Annotated in this window: 19 protein-coding genes; 15 read left to right on the forward strand and 4 right to left on the reverse strand. The window is 62.0% G+C overall.

Features of this window, described 5'->3' with window-relative positions; genetic code table 11:
- Nucleotides 1-21: 21 nt before the first annotated feature.
- Together nagZ and Q7T66_RS02405 are read left to right on the forward strand one after the other, a co-directional pair.
- Nucleotides 22-1158: a beta-N-acetylhexosaminidase gene (nagZ, locus tag Q7T66_RS02400; protein WP_304931658.1), complete on the forward strand. Its 1137-nt coding sequence runs from the start codon at nucleotides 22-24 to the stop codon at nucleotides 1156-1158.
- A 121-nt stretch (nucleotides 1159-1279) separates the two neighbouring features.
- Nucleotides 1280-2458 (forward strand): patatin-like phospholipase family protein, encoded by a 1179-nt coding sequence (locus tag Q7T66_RS02405; RefSeq protein WP_304931660.1) that lies wholly within the window; start codon nucleotides 1280-1282, stop codon nucleotides 2456-2458.
- A gap of 137 nt (nucleotides 2459-2595) precedes the next feature.
- Here Q7T66_RS02405 and Q7T66_RS02410 read toward each other — a convergent pair whose 3' ends face one another.
- The 4 genes from Q7T66_RS02410 to Q7T66_RS02425 form a co-directional block, all read right to left on the reverse strand.
- Nucleotides 2596-5211 carry a bifunctional aconitate hydratase 2/2-methylisocitrate dehydratase gene (locus Q7T66_RS02410; protein WP_304931661.1) on the reverse strand — a complete coding sequence of 872 codons (2616 nt, stop codon included), beginning with the start codon at nucleotides 5209-5211 and terminating at the stop codon, nucleotides 2596-2598.
- A gap of 46 nt (nucleotides 5212-5257) precedes the next feature.
- On the reverse strand, nucleotides 5258-5875 hold the full coding sequence (locus tag Q7T66_RS02415; protein ID WP_304931662.1) for a hypothetical protein: 618 nt from the start codon (nucleotides 5873-5875) through the stop codon (nucleotides 5258-5260).
- Nucleotides 5876-5903: 28 nt separating this feature from the next.
- The gene (locus Q7T66_RS02420) at nucleotides 5904-6893 is read right to left on the reverse strand and encodes a CoA ester lyase (protein ID WP_304931663.1); all 990 of its coding nucleotides are present in this window, start codon (nucleotides 6891-6893) and stop codon (nucleotides 5904-5906) included.
- Nucleotides 6894-7025: 132 nt separating this feature from the next.
- Nucleotides 7026-8012, reverse strand: a complete 987-nt coding sequence (locus Q7T66_RS02425; RefSeq protein WP_304931664.1) for a malate dehydrogenase — start codon at nucleotides 8010-8012, stop codon at nucleotides 7026-7028.
- A gap of 219 nt (nucleotides 8013-8231) precedes the next feature.
- On the opposite strand from Q7T66_RS02425, the gene Q7T66_RS02430 reads away from it, so the two are divergent.
- The 13 genes from Q7T66_RS02430 (at nucleotide 8232) to Q7T66_RS02490 (ending at nucleotide 22055) form a co-directional block, all read left to right on the forward strand.
- Nucleotides 8232-9020: a GntR family transcriptional regulator gene (locus tag Q7T66_RS02430; protein WP_304931665.1), complete on the forward strand. Its 789-nt coding sequence runs from the start codon at nucleotides 8232-8234 to the stop codon at nucleotides 9018-9020.
- Between the two features lie 133 nt (nucleotides 9021-9153).
- Complete coding sequence (gene sdhC, locus Q7T66_RS02435; RefSeq protein WP_304931666.1) at nucleotides 9154-9597, forward strand: succinate dehydrogenase, cytochrome b556 subunit; 444 nt, start codon at nucleotides 9154-9156, stop codon at nucleotides 9595-9597.
- 13 nt (nucleotides 9598-9610) lie between these two features.
- Nucleotides 9611-9976 (forward strand): succinate dehydrogenase, hydrophobic membrane anchor protein, encoded by a 366-nt coding sequence (gene sdhD / locus Q7T66_RS02440; RefSeq protein WP_304931667.1) that lies wholly within the window; start codon nucleotides 9611-9613, stop codon nucleotides 9974-9976.
- A gap of 40 nt (nucleotides 9977-10016) precedes the next feature.
- Nucleotides 10017-11813 carry a succinate dehydrogenase flavoprotein subunit gene (sdhA, locus tag Q7T66_RS02445; protein WP_304931668.1) on the forward strand — a complete coding sequence of 599 codons (1797 nt, stop codon included), beginning with the start codon at nucleotides 10017-10019 and terminating at the stop codon, nucleotides 11811-11813.
- 70 nt (nucleotides 11814-11883) lie between these two features.
- Nucleotides 11884-12588 (forward strand): succinate dehydrogenase iron-sulfur subunit, encoded by a 705-nt coding sequence (locus tag Q7T66_RS02450; RefSeq protein ID WP_304931669.1) that lies wholly within the window; start codon nucleotides 11884-11886, stop codon nucleotides 12586-12588.
- A 24-nt stretch (nucleotides 12589-12612) separates the two neighbouring features.
- Entirely contained in the window at nucleotides 12613-12909 is a 297-nt protein-coding gene (locus Q7T66_RS02455) for a succinate dehydrogenase assembly factor 2 (RefSeq protein WP_304931670.1), read from the forward strand.
- Between the two features lie 31 nt (nucleotides 12910-12940).
- On the forward strand, nucleotides 12941-14251 hold the full coding sequence (gltA, locus tag Q7T66_RS02460) for a citrate synthase (RefSeq protein WP_304931671.1): 1311 nt from the start codon (nucleotides 12941-12943) through the stop codon (nucleotides 14249-14251).
- Between the two features lie 109 nt (nucleotides 14252-14360).
- On the forward strand, nucleotides 14361-15782 hold the full coding sequence (gene leuC, locus Q7T66_RS02465; protein WP_304931673.1) for a 3-isopropylmalate dehydratase large subunit: 1422 nt from the start codon (nucleotides 14361-14363) through the stop codon (nucleotides 15780-15782).
- A gap of 23 nt (nucleotides 15783-15805) precedes the next feature.
- The gene (locus Q7T66_RS02470) at nucleotides 15806-15934 is read left to right on the forward strand and encodes an entericidin A/B family lipoprotein (RefSeq protein ID WP_304931675.1); all 129 of its coding nucleotides are present in this window, start codon (nucleotides 15806-15808) and stop codon (nucleotides 15932-15934) included.
- Nucleotides 15934-16584: a 3-isopropylmalate dehydratase small subunit gene (leuD, locus tag Q7T66_RS02475; protein WP_304931676.1), complete on the forward strand. Its 651-nt coding sequence runs from the start codon at nucleotides 15934-15936 to the stop codon at nucleotides 16582-16584. Before Q7T66_RS02470 ends, leuD begins: the two co-directional genes overlap by 1 nt.
- 68 nt (nucleotides 16585-16652) lie before the next feature.
- On the forward strand, nucleotides 16653-17723 hold the full coding sequence (gene leuB, locus Q7T66_RS02480; protein ID WP_304931677.1) for a 3-isopropylmalate dehydrogenase: 1071 nt from the start codon (nucleotides 16653-16655) through the stop codon (nucleotides 17721-17723).
- A 416-nt stretch (nucleotides 17724-18139) separates the two neighbouring features.
- Complete coding sequence (asd, locus tag Q7T66_RS02485) at nucleotides 18140-19279, forward strand: aspartate-semialdehyde dehydrogenase (RefSeq protein ID WP_304931678.1); 1140 nt, start codon at nucleotides 18140-18142, stop codon at nucleotides 19277-19279.
- Between the two features lie 247 nt (nucleotides 19280-19526).
- Nucleotides 19527-22055 (forward strand): FimV/HubP family polar landmark protein, encoded by a 2529-nt coding sequence (locus Q7T66_RS02490; protein WP_304931679.1) that lies wholly within the window; start codon nucleotides 19527-19529, stop codon nucleotides 22053-22055.
- Nucleotides 22056-22070: the final 15 nt, after the last annotated feature.

Here is a 22070-nt window from a genome sequence, read left to right on the forward strand (position 1 = left end):
TTTTTTTACAACCCAGCACCCATGAGCCTACACGCCCCCCTGATCATCGACATTGCCGGCCTGACCTTAAGCAAAACCGACTGCCGCCGCCTCAAGCATCCGCTGACCGGCGGCATCATTTTGTTTGCGCGCAACTGGGAAAACCGCAAACAGTTGGCGGCGCTGTGCCGCGACATCAAAAAAGTGCGCCAGGACCTGCTGATCTGCGTGGACCATGAAGGCGGCCGCGTCCAGCGCTTCAAAAGCGATGGCTTCACCCACCTGCCGCCGATGCGCGCGCTGGGCGAGTTATGGCTCAAGGACCCCATGGCCGCGACCAACGCCGCCACCGCTTGCGGCTATGTGCTCGGTGCCGAGCTGCGCTCCTGCGGCGTGGACTTCAGCTTCACGCCGGTGCTGGACCTGGACTATCAGGATGGTGCCCCCACGCAAGCGCAGGCGCTTGCTGCCCCCCGGGGGGGCTCGGTCAGCTTGGGGCGGCCCGGCGCTTCCCGAAGCAGTGTCATCGGCGACCGCGCGTTTGCCAGAGACCCGCGTGCCGTCAGCCTGCTGGCCAAGAGTCTGATGCACGGCCTGCTGCAAAGCGGCATGGCCAACTGCGGAAAACACTTCCCCGGGCACGGTTTTGTGAAGGCCGATTCGCACACCGACATTCCGGTGGACAGGCGCAGTCTCAAGGCCATTTTGCTGGACGACGCCGCGCCTTACGACTGGCTCAACACCACGCTCACCAGCGTGATGCCGGCGCATGTGATCTACCCCCGGGTCGATGCCCGCCCGGCAGGTTTTTCGGAAAAGTGGCTCACCTACATCCTGCGCGGCCAGCTCGGTTTCGGCGGCGCGATTTTCAGCGACGACCTGAGCATGGCCGGCGCCCGGCTGATTGATGGCAAACAAGTCAGCTACACCGAGGCGGCCATGGCCGCGCTGAACGCTGGTTGCGACATGGTTTTGCTGTGCAACCAGTCGGTCGACGGGGGCGAGGCGGTGGACGAATTGCTCGATGGCATGGCGGAAAGCCTGCTCAAAGGGGCCTGGGAGGCGCTGGAAGCCAGTGAGCTGCGCCGGCTTGATCTGCTGCCGACGACACCGGCGCACGAATGGGATGCGCTGATGGTGCATCCCGCCTACATGCATGCGATGGGGCTGATTCCCTGAGATACGAAGAATTCCGTTCCGTTCTCTTCTTGTTGTCGCTCGGGAAAAGGCTGGGCTAGCCGGTCAGGTAATTCATGGTGTTTGTCACGGTGCTGTGTCCGATTCTTGCTAAGCTAAACACATGCCTCCTCCTGACTCTCCTTCTTCGCACAGTTCTGAAACACAAATACCCCGCATCAACCTGGCGCTGCAGGGTGGCGGCTCGCACGGTGCGTTCACCTGGGGTGTGCTCGAGGCCTTGCTGGAAGACGGACGTGTCGATCTGGAAGGCATCAGCGGCACCAGTGCCGGCGCAATGAATGCGGTGGCGCTGGCGCACGGTTTTGCCCAGTCGGAAGGCAAACCCCGGGCCGACCGGAATGACGCGGCGCGCCAGGCGCTGGACAGTTTCTGGAGCGGCATTGTCGACATGGGCGCGCTGTCGTCCTCGCTGTCGCAGATGCAGCGCGCCCCTTTTGGCATTTTGTTCGGCCAGATGGGTGGCGGCAACTGGCCGACCAAGCTGTGGGCCGATGCGATGATGCGTTACTGGTCCAATGCGCTGTCGCCCTACCAGAGCAATCCCTTCGATATCAATCCGCTGAAGGATTTTCTCGAAAAGCAGGTGGACTTCGAACGGCTGGCAGCCGCCCAAGGTCCAGGCACGCCCAAGGTGTTTGTGGTCGCCACGCGCATGACCAGCGGCAAGGCCGAGGTGTTTGCGGGGAAACGGCTGACCGCCAGCGCGGTGATGGCCTCGGCCTGCCTGCCGATGGTGTTTCAGGCGGTGGAGATTGACGGCGACCACTACTGGGACGGTGGTTATTCCGGCAACCCGGCCATGCACCCCTTGATCCACCACTGCGACAGCCGCGACATCGTGCTGGTGCAAATCAACCCGATCCGGCGCGACAGGCTACCGAAAAATGCCGGTGAAATCATGGATCGCGTCAATGAGATCACCTTTAATGCGGCGCTGATTGCCGAGATGCGTGCCATTGATTTTGTCAAACGCCTGCTGGCCGAGGGCAAGCTGGACGCCACGCATTACAAAGACGTGTTGATGCATCGCATTGACGGGGGCGACGCGATGGAGAAATTCACGGCGGCGACCAAGTCGTCAACGGACAAGGCCCTGATTCATTCGCTGCGCGATCTGGGCATTGCCTGCGGCAGGCAGTGGCTGACCGAGCGCTACCGCTCGCTGGGCGTGGAGAGTACGGTCAACATTGCACATGACTATCTGGACGACTTGCGCGTGCCGGTGAACAAGACCGAGCCACCCGTTTTTCCCTCGGGTGCAGCCCGAACGGCTTGGTGAACAGTATGGCGCCTTAGGCCCAATGCTGTTCATTTAAGCGCTACAACCCCGTTCGCCCTGAGCCTGTCGAAGGGTCATCACAGTGCAAACAGGCTTCGACAAGCTCAGCCCGAACGGTTAAGCGAACAGTATGGTGCTTAGGCCGGCACGCCATCTTTCACGGTATCCGCCACGTCTGTGTAATCTTTGACCTGGTCAAAGTTCAGATACTGGTACACCGTGTCGCTGGCCGCCATCAGCACGCCCATGTCGGCCATGTACTCGGCGTTGTTCGGAATGCGGCCCAGCTTGGAGCAGATGGCGGCCAGTTCGGCGGAACCGAGGTACACATTGGAGTTTTTGCCCAGACGATTCGGGAAGTTGCGCGTCGAGGTGGAAAACACGGTGGCGCCTTCTTTGACCTGGGCCTGGTTGCCCATGCATAGGCTGCAGCCCGGCATTTCCATGCGCGCGCCGGCCGAGCCCAGCACGCCGTAGTGGCCTTCTTCGCTCAACTGCCTGGCGTCCATCTTGGTCGGCGGCGCCATCCAGAGCTTGACCGGAATGTCGCGTTTGTTCTCTAGCAGCTTGGACGCTGCGCGGAAGTGGCCGATGTTGGTCATGCAACTGCCGATGAATACTTCGTCGATCTTCGCACCGGCCACATCGCTCAGGGTTTTCACATCGTCCGGGTCGTTCGGGCAGGCGACGATGGGCTCATGGATGTCGGCCAGGTCGATCTCGATGATGGCGGCGTATTCGGCATCGGCGTCACCTTTGAGCAACTGCGGGTCGGCCAGCCAGGCTTGCATCGCGGCGATGCGGCGCTTGATGGTGCGCGTATCCTCGTATCCGCTTGCAATCATCCACTTGAGCATGGTGATGTTGCTGTTGATGTACTCGATGATCGGTTCCTTGTTCAGATGAACCGTGCAGCCGCCCGCCGAACGCTCGGCCGACGCATCGCTCAGCTCGAACGCCTGCTCGACCTTCAGGTCCGGCAGGCCTTCAATTTCAAGAATGCGGCCCGAGAAAATGTTTTTCTTGGCGCTTTTGGCCACCGTCAGCAAGCCGGCCTTGATCGCGTACAAGGGAATCGCATTGACCAGGTCGCGCAAGGTAATGCCGGGCTGCATCTTGCCCTTGAAACGCACCAGCACACTCTCGGGCATGTCCAGCGGCATCACGCCGGTGGCGGCGCCAAAAGCCACCAGGCCGGAGCCTGCGGGGAAACTGATGCCGATGGGGAAGCGGGTGTGGCTGTCGCCGCCGGTGCCCACGGTGTCGGGCAGCAGCATGCGGTTGAGCCAACTGTGGATGATGCCGTCGCCGGGGCGCAGCGGCACACCGCCACGTGTGCTGATGAAATCAGGCAGCTCGTGATGCATCTTCACATCGACTGGTTTCGGATAAGCCGCGGTGTGGCAGAAAGACTGCATCACCAGATCGGCGCTGAAGCCCAGGCAGGCCAGGTCTTTCAACTCGTCGCGGGTCATCGGGCCGGTGGTGTCCTGCGAGCCTACCGAGGTCATCTTCGGTTCGCAGTAAGTGCCGGGGCGCACGCCTTGGCCTTCAGGCAGGCCGACGGCGCGGCCGACCATTTTCTGCGCCAGGGTGAAGCCGCGGCCGCTGTCGGCCGGGTTCTGCGGCAAACGGAATTGCGTTGACACCGGCAAGCCCAGCGCGGTGCGCGCCTTGGCAGTCAGGCCGCGGCCGACGATCAGGGGAATGCGGCCACCGGCGCGCACTTCGTCAAACAGCACATCGCTCTTGAGCCCGAACTCGGCAATGACCTTGCCGTCTTTCAGGACCTTGCCTTTGTAAGGGCGCAGCTCGATCACGTCGCCCATGGCCATCTGGCTCACGTCAAGCTCGATCGGCAGTGCGCCGGAGTCTTCCATCGTGTTGTAGAAAATCGGCGCGATTTTGCCGCCCAGGCAGACACCGCCAAAGCGTTTGTTCGGTACGTGGGGAATATCTTGCCCGGTGAACCACAGCACCGAATTGGTGGCGGACTTGCGGGAGGATCCGGTGCCCACCACGTCGCCGACGTAGGCCACGAGGTTGCCCCTGGCCTTGAGCTCTTCAATGAACTTGACCGGGCCGCGTTTGCCGTCTTCTTCCGGCGTGACACCGGGGCGGGCATTCTTGTGCATGGCCAGCGCGTGCAGCGGAATATCGGGGCGGCTCCAGGCGTCGGGCGCGGGCGACAAGTCGTCGGTGTTGATCTCGCCGGCCACCTTGAACACGGTCAGCTTGATGGATTCGGGCACTTCCGGGCGGCTGGTGAACCACTCGGCATCAGCCCAGCTTTGCAGCACGGCTTTTGCGTAGGTGTTGCCCTTGTCGGCTTTTTCCTGGACGTCGTGGAACTGGTCGAACATCAGCAGCGTATTCTTCAGGCCGTTGGCAGCTTGCGTGGCAACGCTGTCCTGCGCGTCGTCGAGCAGGTCGATCATCGGGCTGATGTTGTAGCCGCCCAGCATGGTGCCCAGCAGTTGCGTGGCTTTTTCACGCGAGATCAGCGCGCACTTTTCGGTGCCGTGCGCCACCGCCGCCAGGTAGCTGGCCTTGACCTTGGCCGCATCGTCCACGCCGGCGGGAACGCGGTGGGTGATCAGATCGAGCAAAAACGCTTCTTCGCCTTTGGGCGGATTTTTCAGCAGATCAATCACTTCGCCAGTCTGCTTGGCAGACAAGGGCAGCGGCGGAATGCCCAGTGCCGCGCGTTCGGCGACATGCTGACGGTAGCTTGAAATGAACTGGGGCAACATGGTTTCTTCTCCTGTATTCAAAAATCGGCTGGATCGCGGAACGCGTTCATTCGGACGGCATGGATGGCCGCGCCGCGCCCGTATCGGCCTGGGTGGGCGCCGCCTGGACGACCATGGGCACCGGGGCATCCAGAATGCTGGGGAGTGGGTTCTTTTTCAGCTCGTCGGCAACAGCCACCTGCGCCGGGCTCATGCATTCGTCGGCAAGCCGCTGGCCCAGCTTCTGGCTCATCAGCATGGACTTGTTGCCCAGTTGCAGCCACATCGCGCCGGCTCTAGGGTCTTCCAGACGGATCGCGCCGGTACGGCTTTCGACCGGATGCATATGGAACCGGGCTGTCCTGGTCTGCACGAGGAAAAGGCCCGGTCGCTTGTCGCTCGGCGTGATGGTGACGGAAGCGCCCAGCTCGCAGGCGATGAGGCCGACATAAACACGCTTGGCGATCTCCATGTCTTCTGCGGTCAGCTTGACGTTGGGATCGTCGTCGATGGCGGTCACTTCTTCAACGGCTCTGGCGGCAGACTGTCTGATGGGTACACGCGGTTTGGGCGCGGCCGGTTTGGCGCTTGCAGCCTGGGCAGTGGCTGTTGTGGGCTGGGCCGTCTGAGCCAGCAGCAAGGCGGGCGCAGCGAGAATAATTGCGGCGGCAAAAATGAGTCTCATGAGGGTTCCTTGAAAACGGTGGACCAAATCAATTCAGCGTGGCGGCAAAGTAGCCTTGCGCCTCGGGCGGCAAAACACGGCCGGTCTGGTGGGCGCGCTCCAGCACCTGCCAGAAATAGCGGTAACTGGCGCGATCATGCAAGCTGGCTTGAAAACTGATGGGGGCCCAATCGGCGCGGTCGGCAGCGGCTATTATTTTTGCGGCGTTTTCAATCTCGCCTTCGCTCGGGGCAAAAGCCTCCAGGATGGGGCGGATCTGGCTCGGGTGAATGCTCCACATCCGGGTGTAGCCAAATTCGCGGGCGGCCTTGCCGGCAGCGGCTTTCATCGCCGCAGTGTCACTGAATTCCGTGACAACGCAATGCGAGGGGACTTTGCCCCAGGCGTGACAGCCTGACGCAATTTCCAGCTTGGCGCGCACCACCAGCGGATGCGTGAATTGCCCCAAGCTGCTCATGCCGTCCACCGGAATCGCCCCGCCGTGGCTGGAGACAAAGTCCATCAAACCAAAACTGAGCGACTGCACCCGCGGATGCGCGGCAATCTCGAAGGCGCGATGTACCGCGGCGGGCGACTCCAGCAGCACATGCAGCGGCACATCGGCCTGCGACACGGCCGCCAGCGCGCTGACAACGCGGTTGACCACATCGACGGACTCGACCTTGGGAATCATGATGTGGCTGAGCCGGTGCCCCACCTTGCCGGCAATGGTGGCAATGTCCGATTCAAACGCCGGATGATCCACCGCATGAACCCGCACCGCCACACGCGCCTTGTCGCTGGCCAGCGACACCAGCGCGACGACCAGCGCGGCATGGTCGGCCTCGCCGCCGACCGGGGCGCCGTCTTCGCAGTCCAGCGTCACGTCAAACACGCAAGTGCCGAACTCTTCCGTCATTTCGGCCTGCAATTGCAGGCTTTTACGCATCCGCGTCTCGACGCCGCTGTAATGGTCGCAAACCGGCAGAAAAGCTGTTGCGGCCTGGGCGCCAAGGAGGATGTCGCGGGGGTGGGTCATGGGGTTGGACTTTGGGATTTTCTCCTTCCCCCGCTGGGGGAAGGCTGGGAGGGGGGTCGTGTGTCGGCAAACGGGACTTGGCGCGCGGCCCCCGCCCCAGCCCTCCCCCGGAGAGGGAGGGAGCGAACTGCCTTAGAGCAGATGCGCCACGCCGGCCTGTTCATCCTGCAATTCCTTGAGCGTCTTGTCGATGCGCTCCTGGCTGAATGCGTCGATTTCAAGGCCTTCGACCAGCTTGTACTCGCCGCCTTCGCAGGTGACCGGAAAGCCGAACATCGTGTCTTTCGGAATGCCGTACTGGCCGTCCGACGGAATGCCCATCGTGACCCACTTGCCCTGGGTGCCCAAGGCCCAGTCGCGCATATGGTCGATGGCGGCGTTGGCCGCCGAAGCGGCCGAGGACGAGCCGCGCGCCTCGATGATCGCGGCGCCGCGCTTGCCAACGGTCGGCAGGAAGGTGTTGGCGTTCCATTCCTGGTCATTGATCATCTTGGCAACGCTCTGTCCGTTGAGGGTGGCGAAACGGTAGTCGGCATACATCGTCGGCGAGTGGTTGCCCCAGACGGTGAGCTTTTCGATGTCAGCCACCGCCTTGCCGGTCTTGGCGGCAATCTGGCTCAGGGCGCGGTTGTGGTCCAGGCGCAGCATGGCGGTGAAGTTCTTGCGCGGCAGATCCGGCGCGCTCTTCATGGCGATATAGGCATTGGTGTTGGCGGGGTTGCCGACGACCAGCACCTTGACGTTGCGGCTGGCCACGGCGTTGAGCGCCTTGCCCTGGGCCGTGAAAATGGCACCGTTGACGGCCAGCAGTTCGGCGCGCTCCATGCCGGGGCCGCGCGGACGCGAACCGACCAGCAGGGCGTAGTCGGCGTCCTTGAAGGCCGTCATCGGGTCGCCGTGGGCCTCCATGCCGACCAGCAGCGGGAACGCACAGTCGTCGAGCTCCATCATCACGCCCTTGAGCGCCTTTTGCGGGCCTTCGACCGGCACTTCCAGCAGTTGCAGAATCACCGGCTGGTCCTTGCCCAGCATCTCGCCGGAAGCAATGCGAAACAGCAGCGCATAACCGATTTGACCAGCGGCCCCCGTAACGGCAACACGGACGGGTTTTTTGCTCATGATTGAGAACTCCAGGAAGGTTGTGAATCGGTTGTTGAAACGGGTAGGAACGAAGTGTTTTTTTCGCGGCTTGCGGCACCTGAAAAAGCATGCGAACTGCGTCATACTGGCGCCCGCCTTGCGTCCACTCAGCCGAAGATTCTACGCTCGAAAACCGAGGGTCGTCAATTTGTCTTATGTCTTATATAAGATAAGATTCGGGTCAATTGAAATCATTCCATGGCGATCCTCCCCAGCCCTCTGTCAGACCCTGTTGCGTCCGCAGCCGAGACGGGCGCCGTCACGCCGGCCTTCAGTCCGCTGTACCAGCAGATCAAGGCGCTGATTTTGCAGAGCCTGCAGGCCGGCGAGTGGAAACCGGGCGAAGTGATTCCCAGCGAAATGGACCTGGCCGCGCGCTTTCACGTCAGTCAGGGCACGGTGCGCAAGGCCATCGACGAGCTGGCCGCCGAGAACCTGGTGATGCGACGTCAGGGCAAAGGCACGTTTGTCTCCACCCATGCCGAGCAGCGGGTGCAGTACCGATTCTTGCGCCTGATGCCGGAAAGCGGCGACGCCGGCAGTGAAGGCCCGGCCGAGCGCCAGATCATCGACTGCAAACGGCTGCGCGCGCCCGCCGACATTGCGCGGGCGCTCGCCCTGCGCAGCGGTGACGCGGTGCTGCAAGTGCGCCGCGTGCTGGCATTTCAGGACGCGCCGACGATTCTGGAAGACCTGTGGCTGCCGGGCGGCCCGTTCAAGGGCTTGACCGCGGAGCGGCTGGCCGGCTACCGCGGCCCCATGTACGCGCTGTTCGAAACCGAGTTCGGTGTGCGCATGGTGCGGGCCGAGGAAAAAATCCGGGCTGTCGCGGCCGATGCCGTGGCGGCGCAACTGCTGGACGTGCCGGCAGGCACCCCCTTGTTGAGCGTGGAGCGCACGGCGTTCACTTACAACGGCACACCGATGGAACTGCGCCGCGGCCTCTACAGAACCGATACGCACCACTACAAAAACGAACTCAGTTGATGACCTCCGTCAAGCAAGCCACGAGGGGTTTCACGGGGGGGTGCTGCGTTGCAATAGAATTTACATGTTTTCAGTTGTAATTGAGCAACCCAGTTACCAACCAGTTCCCAGTATTCCCCACGAAAGCCCAACCATGACAGAGCTGGCATCCAAACAGCGCCTAACGCGGCCTGAATTCCGCAACATCAACGCGTTCAAAGACCTGACGACCTACCGCATGACCCCGGCGGCCTGGGTCTCCATCCTGCATCGTGCCAGCGGCGCCATCCTGTTCCTGCTGATGCCTTTCATCATCTGGATGTTCGACACCTCGATTTCTTCCGAAATTTCGTTCGAAAAATTCAAGGCAGCCTTCAACGTCGGCATGCTGGGTTTGCCGGGCTTCATCTGGAAGCTGGCGGCCCTGGCGCTGATCTGGGCCTACCTGCACCACTTCATCGCCGGACTGCGCCATCTCTACATGGACGCAACACACAGGCTCAGCAACGAATTCGGCAAAAGCACGGCGCTGGTCACCTTGGGCCTGAGCATTTTTCTGACGCTGGTGCTGGGCGCCAAGCTGTTCGGCCTTTACTAACAAGGAGCAACTGATGTCTGTAAATTACGGCTCGAAACGCCTCGTTGTCGGCGCGCACTACGGCACGCGTGACTGGCTGGCCCAGCGCGTCACCGCGGCCCTGATGGCCCTTTTTACTGTTTTGCTGCTGGCCCAGGTGATCTTCAGCAAAGGACCCATCGGCTACGACCAATGGGCCGGCATTTTTTCGTCTCAGTGGATGAAAGCGCTGACCTTCACCGTCATCATCGCGCTGGCCTGGCACGCGTGGGTCGGCATGCGCGACATCTGGATGGACTACATCAAGCCCGTCTGGCTGCGTCTGTCGCTGCAGGTCGCCACCATCGTGTGGCTGGTCGCTTGCGCCGGCTGGGCCATTCAAGTCCTGTGGCGCCTTTGAGCCCCTTCTGACTTTTTGACGATCGACTGAAAAAACAATCATGACCGCATCTTCCAAGCTTCCCAAACGTAAATTCGACGTGGTGATCGTCGGGGCCGGCGGCTCCGGCATGCGCGCTTCACTGCAACTTGCGCGCGCCGGTTTGAACGTCGCCGTGCTCTCCAAGGTGTTTCCGACCCGCTCGCACACGGTGGCGGCGCAAGGCGGCATCGGCGCGTCGCTGGGCAACATGTCCGAAGACAACTGGCACTATCATTTTTACGACACCGTCAAGGGCTCCGACTGGCTCGGCGACCAGGATGCGATTGAATACATGTGCCGCGAGGCGCCCAAGGTCGTGTACGACCTGGAGCACATGGGCATGCCTTTCGACCGCAACCCCGATGGCACGATTTATCAGCGCCCGTTTGGCGGCCACACCGCCAACTACGGCGAAAAGCCGGTGCAGCGCGCCTGCGCCGCGGCCGACCGCACCGGCCACGCCATGCTGCACACGCTGTACCAGCAAAACGTCAAGGAAAAAACCGGTTTCTTTGTCGAGTGGCTGGCGATGGACCTGATCCGCGACGCCGATGGCGACGTGGTTGGCGTGACCGCACTGGAGATGGAAACCGGTGATGTGCATATTTTTGAAGCCAAGACCACGCTGCTGGCCACCGGCGGCGCCGGCCGGATTTTCGCCGCATCGACGAACGCCTTCATCAACACCGGCGATGGCCTGGGAATGGCCGCGCGGGCCGGTATCCCGCTGCAAGACATGGAGTTCTGGCAGTTCCACCCCACCGGCGTGCATGGCGCCGGCGTATTGCTGACCGAAGGCTGCCGCGGCGAGGGCGCGATTTTGCGCAACAGCAATGGCGAGCGTTTCATGGAGCGTTATGCGCCTGCCTACAAAGACCTGGCGCCGCGTGATTTTGTGTCGCGCTGCATGGACCAGGAGATCAAGGAAGGCCGCGGTTGCGGTCCGAACAAGGACTACATCAATCTCGACATGACGCACATTGGCGTCGCAGACATCATGAAGCGACTGCCTTCGGTGTTCGAGATCGGCCACAATTTTGCCAACGTCGATATCACCAAGGAACCCATCCCGGTGGTCCCCACCATTCATTACCAGATGGGCGGCATCCCGACCAACATCCATGGTCAGGTGGTCACGCAGAATGCGGAGAACAAGAGCGTGATTGTCAACGGCCTGTATGCCGTCGGCGAATGCGCCTGCGTCAGCGTCCACGGCGCCAACCGGCTGGGCACCAACTCGCTGCTCGACCTGCTGGTGTTCGGCCGCGCTGCCGGCAACCATATTGTTGAATTCAACAAGGCCAACACCACGCACAAGCCTCTGCCGCTTGACGCGGCCGACAAGGCGCTTGCGCGTATTGCACGCCTGGACAACGCGACCAGCGGCGAATATGCGCAGGACGTGGCCGACGACATCCGGACCGCGATGCAGCAGCATGCCGGCGTGTTTCGCACCCAGGCCATCATGGACGCAGGCGTGGCGAAAATCGCCGCGCTGCGCGAACGTGTCAACAGCATCGGACTGAAAGACAAGTCGAAGATTTTCAATACGGCGCGCATCGAGGCCCTGGAAGTTGAAAACCTGATTGAAGTGGCCGAGGCCACCATCGTGTCGGCCGCTGCCCGCCACGAAAGCCGGGGCGCGCATTCGGTTGATGACTACGGTGATACGCCTGAACATCCGAACGGCCGCAACGACACAGACTGGCACAAACACACGCTCTGGTACAGCGAAGGCAGCCGTCTGGCCTACAAGCCGGTGCAGATGAAGCCGCTGACGGTGGAGTCCGTGCCCCTGACAGTTCGTACCTTCTGATAACTTGCGGGACAGATATTCAATTCAGCGCTGGCCCCAACTGATTAAGTCCTGAGACTGAGAGCCCAACATGACCAAACGCACTTTCCAGATTTACCGTTACGACCCCGACCAGGATGCCAAGCCCTACATGCAGACCCTGGAGGTCGAGCTCGACGGCAGCGAACGCATGCTGCTCGACGCCCTGATGAAACTCAAGGCGCAGGACCCGACGATCTCATTTCGCCGCTCCTGCCGCGAGGGCGTTTGCGGCTCGGACGCGATGAACATCAACGGTAAAAACGGCTTGGCCTGCCTGACCAATATGCGCACGCTGCCCGGTACCATTGTTCTGAAGCCGCTGCCGGGTCTGCCGGTGGTGCGCGACCTGATCGTGGACATGACGCAGTTCTTCAAGCAGTACAACTCGATCAAACCTTATTTGATTAACGGCAATTTGCCGCCGGAAAAAGAACGCTTGCAAAGCCCGCAAGAGCGCGACGAACTCAACGGCCTCTATGAGTGCATTCTGTGCGCCAGTTGCTCGACGGCATGCCCCAGTTTCTGGTGGAACCCGGACAAGTTCGTCGGCCCGGCCGGCCTGCTGCAAGCCTACCGTTTTATTGCCGACAGCCGCGATGAAGCCACGGCCGAACGCCTGGACAACCTGGAGGACCCGTACCGCCTGTTCCGCTGCCACACCATCATGAACTGCGTGGATGTTTGCCCCAAGGGCTTGAACCCCAGCAAGGCAATTGGCAAGATCAAGGAAATGATGGTTCTGCGGACCGTCTAAATCTTTTTCCACGGCCCCGGCGCAATGAACACGATGGACGAGCGGCTCGGCGAACGGGCCCTGAGCAAGCTCAAATGGCGTTGCCGCCGGGGTTTGCTGGAAAACGATTTGTTCATCGAACGGTTTTTTCGCGGACATGAAGCGGGCCTGACCGTCAGGCAGGCCAAAGGTCTCGATGATTTAATGGACTTGTCCGACAACGACCTGCTGGATTTGCTGCTCAAACGTAAAGAACCTGGCGAGCTTTCAGCCGCCAGCGCGGCGACCGCCGAAGCGCTGGAAGTGCTGATCCTGATGCGGACACCGCCCGTCACCCCCTGACTGCCTCATTGACGAAAGAAAGAAAGTAGAAATGAAACTCGCTGACAACAAAGCCACCCTGTCCTTCAGCAACGGCAGCCCCAGTGTCGAATTACCGGTGTACCATGGCAACGTGGGTCCCGACGTGGTAGACATCCGCAAGTTGTACGCGCAGACCGGCATGTTCACCTATGACCCGGGCTTCCTCTCGACCGCGGCCTGCCAGTCGGCCATCACCTACATCGATGGCGACAAGGGCGAACTGCTGTACCGCGGCTACCCCATCGAGCAGCTCGCCACCCATTGCGACTACCTTGAGACCTGCCACTTGCTGCTCTACGGTGAGCTGCCCAACGGCGCCCAGCAACAGGATTTCGTCAGCCGCGTGACCAACCACACCATGGTCAACGAGCAGATGCAGTTTTTCCTGCGCGGTTTCCGTCGCGATGCGCATCCCATGGCCATCATGACCGGCCTGGTGGGCGCCCTGTCGGCTTTCTACCATGACAGCACCGACATCAACAACCCCGAGCACCGCGAGATTGCCGCGATTCGCCTGATTGCCAAGATGCCCACGTTGGTGGCCATGGCCTTCAAGTACACCGTGGGCCAGCCCTACATGTACCCGAAAAACAACCTGAGCTACGCCGGCAACTTCCTGCACATGATGTTTGCCACGCCGTGCGAAGAGTACAAGGTCAACCCGGTGCTCGAACGCGCGCTGGACCGCATCTTCATCCTGCACGCCGACCACGAACAGAATGCATCGACCTCGACCGTGCGCCTGTGCGGCTCGTCAGGCACCAACCCGTTTGCGGCCATTGCAGCCGGCGTGGCCTGCCTGTGGGGCCCTGCGCACGGCGGCGCCAACGAAGCGGCGCTGAACATGCTGGGCGACATCCAGAAAGCCGGTGGTGTCGAAAAAATCGGCGACTTCATCAAGCAGGTCAAGGACAAGAACTCCGGTGTCAAGCTGATGGGTTTTGGCCACCGCGTCTACAAAAATTACGACCCGCGCGCCAAGCTCATGCAGGAAACCTGCAAGGAGGTGCTCACGGAAATGGGCCTGGAGAACGACCCGCTGTTCAAGCTGGCGATGGCACTGGAAAAAATCGCACTCGAAGACGACTACTTCGTCTCGCGCAAGCTCTACCCCAACGTCGACTTCTACTCCGGCATCGTGCAGCGCGCCATCGGCATCCCGGTTCCACTGTTCACCGCGATCTTTGCGCTGGCCCGCACCGTCGGCTGGATTGCCCAGCTCAACGAGATGATCGGCGACCCCGAGTACAAGATCGGCCGCCCGCGCCAGCTTTTCACAGGCTCTCTTCAGCGCGATGTGCTGCCGATTTCCGAACGCTGATGCCGCGGCATTTTAAGCGCCCGTCGGATGACAACGCCGGCGGGCGTTTCATCTGGAGCGCACCGGATTCAGTACGCCGCATAAAATCACGCATTGCCAAGGAAATACCATGGGACGCACCCTTTACGACAAGATCTGGGACGAACACGTCGTCCACACCGAAGAAGACGGCACGGCCATTCTTTACATCGACCGGCACCTGGTGCATGAGGTCACCAGCCCGCAAGCCTTTGAAGGCCTGCGCGAAGCGGGCCGCAAAGTCTGGCGCATCAGCTCGATCGTGGCGACGGCCGACCACAACACGCCAACGACCGGCTGGGAGCGCGGCTACGACGGCATCACCGACCTGGTGAGCAAGGAGCAGATCACCACGCTGGACAGCAACATCGCCGAGTTCGGTGCGGCGGCCTACTTCCCCTTCCTGTCCAGACGCCAGGGCATTGTGCATGTGATCGGCCCCGAAACCGGCGCGACCCTGCCCGGCATGACGGTGGTCTGCGGCGACTCCCACACCTCGACGCACGGCGCGTTTGGCGCGCTGGCCCACGGCATAGGTACCAGTGAAGTCGAGCATGTGATGGCCACGCAAACCCTGCTCGCCAAAAAAGCCAAAAACATGCTCGTGAAGGTCGAAGGCACGCTGGCCCCAGGCCTGACTGGCAAGGACATCGTGCTGGCCATCGTCGGCAAGATAGGCACGGCAGGCGGCACCGGCTACACCATTGAATTCGGTGGCTCGGCGATCCGCACCCTCAGCATGGAAGCGCGCATGACGGTCTGCAACATGGCGATCGAAGCCGGGGCCAGAGCCGGCCTGGTGGCCGTGGACAAGAAGACGATAGCCTACGTCAAGGGCAAGCCGCTGGCGCCGACCGGTGTGGAGTGGGACCAGGCTGTCCAATACTGGAGCACACTGCAGTCCGACGCCGATGCGAAGTTCGATACCGTCGTGTTGCTCGATGCCAGCCAGATCCGTCCGCAAGTCACCTGGGGCACCTCGCCCGAGATGGTGCTGGCTATTGACGACGTGGTGCCCGATCCGGACAAGGAAAAAGACCCGAACAAACGCGACGCCATCGAGCGTGCGCTCATCTACATGGGCCTGCAGCCGGGCAAGGCGATCAACGACATCCTGGTCGACAAGGTCTTCATCGGCTCATGCACCAACAGCCGCATCGAAGACATGCGCGAGGCGGCTGCCATCATCCAGAAAATCGGACGGAAAGTCGCCGGCAATGTCAAGCTCGCGATGGTCGTGCCCGGTTCGGGCCTGGTCAAGGAGCAGGCCGAGCGCGAAGGCCTGGACAAGATTTTCACGGCCGCAGGGTTTGAATGGCGCGAGCCCGGCTGCTCGATGTGCCTGGCCATGAACGCCGACCGGCTGGAGCCGGGCGAGCGCTGCGCCTCCACCAGCAACCGCAACTTCGAAGGCCGGCAGGGCGCCGGCGGCCGCACCCACCTGGTCAGTCCGGCCATGGCGGCCGCCGCGGCAGTGCATGGCCACTTTGTTGACATCCGTAGATTCGTTTGAACCGCATTCCAAAGGAATTCAACATGAAAAAGATGACTGCCTTACTCGCCCTGTTGTTTGCATTCATGCTGGCCGGCTGCAACACGGCCAAGGGATTTGGGCAGGATCTGCAGAAGGTCGGCGAGAAGATTGAAGACAAAGCGAAAAAATAATGAAACCTTTCACCGTACACAAAGGCCTCGTGGCCCCGATGGACCGCGAGAACGTCGACACCGACGCCATCATCCCCAAGCAGTTCCTCAAGTCCATCCGCAAGACCGGCTTCGGCCCCAACCTGTTCGACGCCTGGCGCTACCTCGACGCCGGCTTTCCCGGCCAGGACCCGGCGACACGCAAGCCGAATCCGGACTTCGTGCTGAATCAGCCGCGCTACCAGGGCGCGTCCATCCTGCTGGCGCGCAAGAACTTCGGTTGCGGTTCCTCGCGCGAGCATGCCCCCTGGGCGCTGGACCAATACGGCTTTCGCGCCATCATCGCGCCGAGCTATGCCGACATCTTTTTCAACAACAGCTTCAAGAACGGCCTGCTTCCGATTGTGCTGAGCGAGGCGCAGGTCGGCCAATTGTTCGACGAGGCGCTGGCCTTCCCGGGCTACCAACTCACCATTGACCTGGAGCGCCAGGTCATCATCAAGCCGCAGGGCGAAGAAATCGCGTTCGAGGTGCAGGCCTTCAAAAAATTCTGCCTGCTCGGCGGTTATGACGATATCGGCCTGACCCTGCGCCACGGTGGCAAGATCAAGGCGTTCGAAGCCGAACGCCTGGCACAAAAGCCCTGGCTGGCCCACACCCACCTCGGCTGATATTGATCAATCCAATCTGGTTTCAACCCCATACCAACGGGCGCGGCCAGCCATAAAAGACCATAAACATGAAAATTGCAATTCTTCCGGGCGATGGCATTGGCACGGAAATCATCGCCGAAGCGGTCAAGGTGCTGAAGGCGCTGGACCTGAAGTTTGAAACCGAAACCGCACGGGTCGGCGGTGCCGCTTACGAGGCCCACGGCCATCCGTTGCCTGATGCCACGCTCAAGCTGGCCCAGGAATCCGATGCCGTGTTGTTTGGCGCCGTCGGCGATTGGAAATATGACAAGCTGGAGCGTTCCCTGCGGCCCGAGCAGGCGATTCTGGGTCTGCGCAAAAACCTGGGCCTGTTTGCCAACTTCCGTCCGGCCATCTGCTACCCGCAACTGGTGGACGCCTCCAGCCTGAAGCGCGAGCTGGTGGCGGGCCTGGACATCCTGATCATCCGCGAACTGACCGGCGACATCTACTTCGGCCAGCCGCGCGGCCGCCGCATCGCCATCGACGGGCATTTCCCCGGCAGCGAGGAAGCCTTTGACACCATGCGTTATTCGCGCCCCGAGATCGAGCGCATTGCCCACATCGCTTTCCAGGCAGCGCGCAAACGCGGCAAACGGGTCACGAGCGTCGACAAGGCCAACGTGCTGGAAACCTTCCAGCTCTGGAAAGACGTGGTGACAGAGATCGGACTGCAGTACCCCGACGTGGCGCTGGACCACATGTATGTGGACAACGCCGCGATGCAACTGGTCAAGGCACCGAAGAAATTCGACGTGATGGTGACCGGCAACATGTTTGGCGACATTCTCAGCGACGCGGCCGCCATGCTGACCGGCAGCATCGGCATGCTGCCTTCGGCCAGCCTGAACACCAAAAATCAGGGCCTGTATGAACCCAGCCACGGCAGCGCGCCGGACATCGCCGGCAAAGGTGTGGCGAATCCGCTGGCGACGATTTTGAGCGCGGCCATGATGCTGCGCTTCAGCCTGAACCAGCCCGAAGCCGCCGCACGCATCGAAAAAGCCGTGGACGCCGTGTTGACGCAGGGCCTGCGCACACCCGACATCTACAGCGAAGGCACGACCAAGGTCGGTACGGTGGAGATGGGTAACGCAGTGGTCAAAGCCCTGGGGTAACAGGCCCCCACGTTCGCTCACTTCGTGTAGCTCTCTGCCCCCCGAGGGGGCCGCTGCGCCTGCGGCCCGGCGAAGCCGGTTCCGCGGCCCTGGCTTGCATTTTTAACTCCTGTGGCGGCCCGGCGGAAAAACATGACCTGACGTTTTTTTTGCCGCAAAACTGCGCCAAACCGGCCTGTTGACGGTGGTTTGGCGCGAGCGTCAGCGACGGTAAAGCCAAGCCTGGCTACAATCAGCACATGCGCAAAAACCCCGCACTCACCCGCTTTGTCGCCGCTTCGCGCGCGATGGGCGCTGCGCCGGTTTTTGCCCAGACCACCAAAACGACGACCATTAAAGGCTGACACAGCCCGCCTCGTCGCGCCCTGCCGGCTCGATGAGCCGGGTCAAAAAGCATATTTTTGAAGGGCAACCCCATGAAACTCGCAGGAAATCTCACAGGACTCGTCGGCTGGCGCGGCATGGTCGGCTCGGTGCTGGTCGACCGCATGCAGGCCGAAGGCGATTTCGACCTGATCGAACCCGTGTTCTTCTCGACCTCCAATGCCGGCGGCCAGGCCCCGGCCCAGGCAAAAAACGAGACCACCCTTAAAGACGCGTTCGACATTGCAGCCCTCAAGAAGTGCGACGTGATCATCACCGCGCAGGGCGGCGACTACACGAGCGAGGTCTACCCCAAGCTGCGCGCCGCCGGCTGGACCGGTCACTGGATCGACGCCGCCTCGACGCTGCGCATGAACGACGACGCCATCATCATCCTGGACCCCGTCAACCTGCCCGTGATCCAGAAGGCTTTGGCCAAAGGCGGCAAAAACTGGATTGGCGGCAACTGCACCGTCAGTTGCATGCTGATGGGCGTGGGCGCCCTGTACAAGGCCGGCCTGGTCGAGTGGATGACCAGCATGACCTACCAGGCGGCTTCCGGCGGCGGCGCGCAGCACATGCGCGAGCTGCTGACCCAGTTCGGCACGCTCAACGGCGAGGTCCAGGCCCTGCTGGATGACCCGAAGTCCGCGATTCTGGAAATCGACCGCCGCGTGCTGGCCAAACAGCAATCCTTGAGCGCTGTCGAAACCGCCAACTTCGGCGTGCCGCTGGGCGGCTCGCTCATTCCCTGGATCGACAAGGACCTGGGCAACGGCATGAGCAAGGAAGAGTGGAAAGGCGGCGCCGAAACCAACAAGATCCTGGGCCAGGGCGCGAGCTTCGGAACGGCCGAAACCCCGGTGGACGGCTTCTGCGTGCGCGTCGGCGCGATGCGCTGCCACAGCCAGGCACTGACCTTCAAGCTGAAAAAAGACGTGCCGCTGGCGGACATCGAAGCGATGATCGCGGCTGATAACCCCTGGGTCAAAGTGGTGCCGAACACGCGCGAAGCGACCATCACCGACCTGACCCCGGTCGCCGTGACTGGCGCCATGACGATTCCGGTCGGCCGCCTGCGCAAGCTGGCGATGGGTCCCGACTACCTGGGCGCTTTCACCGTCGGCGACCAGTTGCTGTGGGGGGCTGCCGAGCCCTTGCGGCGCATGCTGCGTATTCTTTTGCAGGCCTGAAGCAGCTTGGCAGGAAACCGCAAAGCCGGATCACTGGTAAGCAGTTGTATCTGGACGTTGCCCTCAGACAACAACTCCAAGTTGTAAGTTGTTGCTTGCCCTCAGTGTCAAAACTTAAGTGCCGTCTTAGCTTGTCAGCCTAATGCCTTGATGTTAATGTTGTTTACTGAAAATTAGCGCTGAGGTTTTTGTGCGGACAAGCAGAATAAATTTTTATGCAGACCGAGCATCGGAGGCTCAAATTCCCATGAATCATCCTCGCCGTTGGCGTATAGGTGCCGTGGCGGCCGCCATTGCATTGTCAGGTAGTCTTGCCAGCCTGCAAGTCCATGCTTTGGGATTGGGCCGGATCAGCGTTCAGTCCGCTCTGGGCGAACCGTTGCGCGCTGAAGTCGAGATTGTCGAGATCAACGCCGACGAAGCGGCAACGCTGCGGACCAGTGTCGCCAGTTCCGACGCGTTCAAGGCGGCCGGCCTGGAATACAGCACGGCGGTTGCCAATGTGCAGATCAGCCTGCAACGCCGCCCGGATGGCCGGTCCTACCTGCGCTTGAGCAGTGACAAGCCCGTCAGTGAGCCTTTTGTCGACTTGATTCTGGAAGCCAGGTGGGCTTCCGGCCGTATCGTGCGTGACTACACGATGCTGTTCGATCCGCCCAACCTGCGCCAGGCGGGCAATGCGCCGCCGATGGCAGCCCCGACCGCGCCCACCGTGTCGCCGCCAGCCCGTCCTGCGCCTACCCTGCCCGCACCGGCGGCGGCGGTGGTGGCTCCACCACCGACCAGTTCGCCGCCTTCAACGCCAGCACCCGTGGCCGTGGCGCCTGTGCCGCAGGCTCTTGCCGCCGACAAAGCGCCTTCCGCTGGCGGCCAGAAAATCACCGTGAAAGTGGGCGACACGGCCGGCAAGATTGCAGCGCAACACAAATCCGCCAGCGTCTCGCTCGACCAGATGCTGGTGGCCCTGCTGCTCAGCAACCCCGATGCCTTCATAGGCGGCAACGTCAACCGCCTTAAAACCGGTGCTGTGCTGGAACTGCCAGGAGCCGACCAGGCAGGGGCCATCCCTGCCGGTGAGGCGAGACGAACCATCGTCGCGCAAAGCAAGAACTTCAATGAGTTCCGCCGCAAGCTGGCCGAAGGCGCGCCGGACACCCGCCTTGCCGGCGCCGGCCGCCAAGCCACAGGCCAGGTCCAGGCCAAGGTGGAAGACCGGGTGCCTGCTGCCGCGACGCCTGACAAGCTGACCCTGTCCAAGGGCGCAGCCCAAAGCAAGGCGGCAGAAGAAAAAATTGCGCAGGAGCGCCAAGCCAAGGAAGCGGCAGCCCGCGTGGCCGAGCTGTCGAAAAACATCAGTGACCTGAACAAGCTGGGCAGTACCCCGGCCGCGCCCGCTGCGCCTGCCGCTCCCGCCGCGCCCAGTCCTCAAACGCCGGGCGTGGTCGTTGCCAAACCTGGTGTATTGGCGGGTGCATTGCCCGCTGCTTCGGCGCCGGCTTCTGCATTGAGCCCGGCCAGCAGTGCGGTCGCTTCGGCGCCGGCAACGCCAGCGTCAGCAGCAGCCCCGGTCGCCAGTGTGCCGGCATCCGCCGCTGCTGCGCCCGTCAAAAAACCAGTGCTTGCTGCGCGCCCGCCACCTCTTGCGCAGACCAGCCTGATCGACGATCTGATCGAGAATCCGCTGGTACTGGCGGGCGGCGCCGGCTTGCTGGTGCTTCTGGCTGCCTTCGGTGTGTACCGTGTCCGCCAGCGCAAAAATGCCGTCGCGGTAGACAGCTCATTCCTGGAAAGCCGTTTGCAGCCTGACTCCTTTTTTGGCGCCAGCGGCGGCCAGCGGATCGACACCGACGAGGCCAGTGCCACCGGCTCGTCGATGGTGTATTCGCCCAGCCAGCTTGATGCAGCCGGCGATGTGGATCCGGTGGCCGAAGCCGATGTCTACCTCGCCTACGGTCGCGACCTGCAGGCCGAGGAAATCCTCAAGGAAGCCATGCGGGTCAGCCCCAGCCGGATCGCCATCCATTCCAAGCTGCTGGAAATTTATGCCAAACGCCGCGACGCCAAGGCGTTTGAAGTGGTGGCGGCCGAGGCGTTCAGATTGACCAAGGGCCATGGCACGGAATGGGCGCAGGCGGTTGAAATGGGCCGGGGCCTGGACCCTGCCAATCCGATGTACCAGCCAGACGGCCAGCCCGCGCCTAGCAGTGCGGGTGGTGTGGCCCAAGCAGGCGCTGTTGCCGCGGGAGTTGCATCGCCACCCATGGCGCAAGCCGTTACGCCAGCGCCAGCACTCTCGACAGCCGCGGTTGACTTCGACCTGGACCTGGATTTCTCGCTGGACGACAAGCCTGCGACGCCCGCACCGGTTCCTTCTGCGCGAACCGAGCCGACCGCGAGCATCCCGTCGGCCGTGTCGCCACCCACAAAAGTCGCTGCGCCCGAGACTCCTTCGCAGGCCGGCGGCCTGAGCTTCACGGCTGCGCCCGTCGTCACGTCGGCAGCAAGCTCGTTGGATACCAGCGGCATGATGGAGTTCGATCTGGGCGCCTTGTCGCTGGACCTGGATGGCCCGACCACCGAAAGCCCGAAAATCGCGGCGTCAGCGCCTGCGCCATCTGGCATGGAAGACCCGCTGGCAACCAAATTTGCGCTGGCTGAAGAGTTTCGCGCGATTGGCGACGTGGAGGGTGCCCGCTCACTGGCCGAGGAAGTGCTGGCGCAATCGAGCGGCTCACTCAAGGGCCAGGTCCAGGCTTTTATCAACGCCTTGTCCTGAACCTCTTTCTTCTTT

Source organism: Herminiimonas sp. (assembly GCF_030655415.1).

Bases quoted from the DNA above. Each gene is read 5' to 3' on its own strand.
- nagZ (WP_304931658.1), top strand. From the start codon at position 22: ATGAGCCTACACGCCCCCCTGATCATCGACATTGCCGGCCTGACCTTA.
- Q7T66_RS02405 (WP_304931660.1), top strand. From the start codon at position 1,280: ATGCCTCCTCCTGACTCTCCTTCTTCGCACAGTTCTGAAACACAAATA.
- Q7T66_RS02410 (WP_304931661.1), bottom strand. From the start codon at position 5,211: ATGTTGCCCCAGTTCATTTCAAGCTACCGTCAGCATGTCGCCGAACGC.
- Q7T66_RS02415 (WP_304931662.1), bottom strand. From the start codon at position 5,875: ATGAGACTCATTTTTGCCGCCGCAATTATTCTCGCTGCGCCCGCCTTG.
- Q7T66_RS02420 (WP_304931663.1), bottom strand. From the start codon at position 6,893: ATGACCCACCCCCGCGACATCCTCCTTGGCGCCCAGGCCGCAACAGCT.
- Q7T66_RS02425 (WP_304931664.1), bottom strand. From the start codon at position 8,012: ATGAGCAAAAAACCCGTCCGTGTTGCCGTTACGGGGGCCGCTGGTCAA.
- Q7T66_RS02430 (WP_304931665.1), top strand. From the start codon at position 8,232: ATGGCGATCCTCCCCAGCCCTCTGTCAGACCCTGTTGCGTCCGCAGCC.
- sdhC (WP_304931666.1), top strand. From the start codon at position 9,154: ATGACAGAGCTGGCATCCAAACAGCGCCTAACGCGGCCTGAATTCCGC.
- sdhD (WP_304931667.1), top strand. From the start codon at position 9,611: ATGTCTGTAAATTACGGCTCGAAACGCCTCGTTGTCGGCGCGCACTAC.
- sdhA (WP_304931668.1), top strand. From the start codon at position 10,017: ATGACCGCATCTTCCAAGCTTCCCAAACGTAAATTCGACGTGGTGATC.
- Q7T66_RS02450 (WP_304931669.1), top strand. From the start codon at position 11,884: ATGACCAAACGCACTTTCCAGATTTACCGTTACGACCCCGACCAGGAT.
- Q7T66_RS02455 (WP_304931670.1), top strand. From the start codon at position 12,613: ATGAACACGATGGACGAGCGGCTCGGCGAACGGGCCCTGAGCAAGCTC.
- gltA (WP_304931671.1), top strand. From the start codon at position 12,941: ATGAAACTCGCTGACAACAAAGCCACCCTGTCCTTCAGCAACGGCAGC.
- leuC (WP_304931673.1), top strand. From the start codon at position 14,361: ATGGGACGCACCCTTTACGACAAGATCTGGGACGAACACGTCGTCCAC.
- Q7T66_RS02470 (WP_304931675.1), top strand. From the start codon at position 15,806: ATGAAAAAGATGACTGCCTTACTCGCCCTGTTGTTTGCATTCATGCTG.
- leuD (WP_304931676.1), top strand. From the start codon at position 15,934: ATGAAACCTTTCACCGTACACAAAGGCCTCGTGGCCCCGATGGACCGC.
- leuB (WP_304931677.1), top strand. From the start codon at position 16,653: ATGAAAATTGCAATTCTTCCGGGCGATGGCATTGGCACGGAAATCATC.
- asd (WP_304931678.1), top strand. From the start codon at position 18,140: ATGAAACTCGCAGGAAATCTCACAGGACTCGTCGGCTGGCGCGGCATG.
- Q7T66_RS02490 (WP_304931679.1), top strand. From the start codon at position 19,527: ATGAATCATCCTCGCCGTTGGCGTATAGGTGCCGTGGCGGCCGCCATT.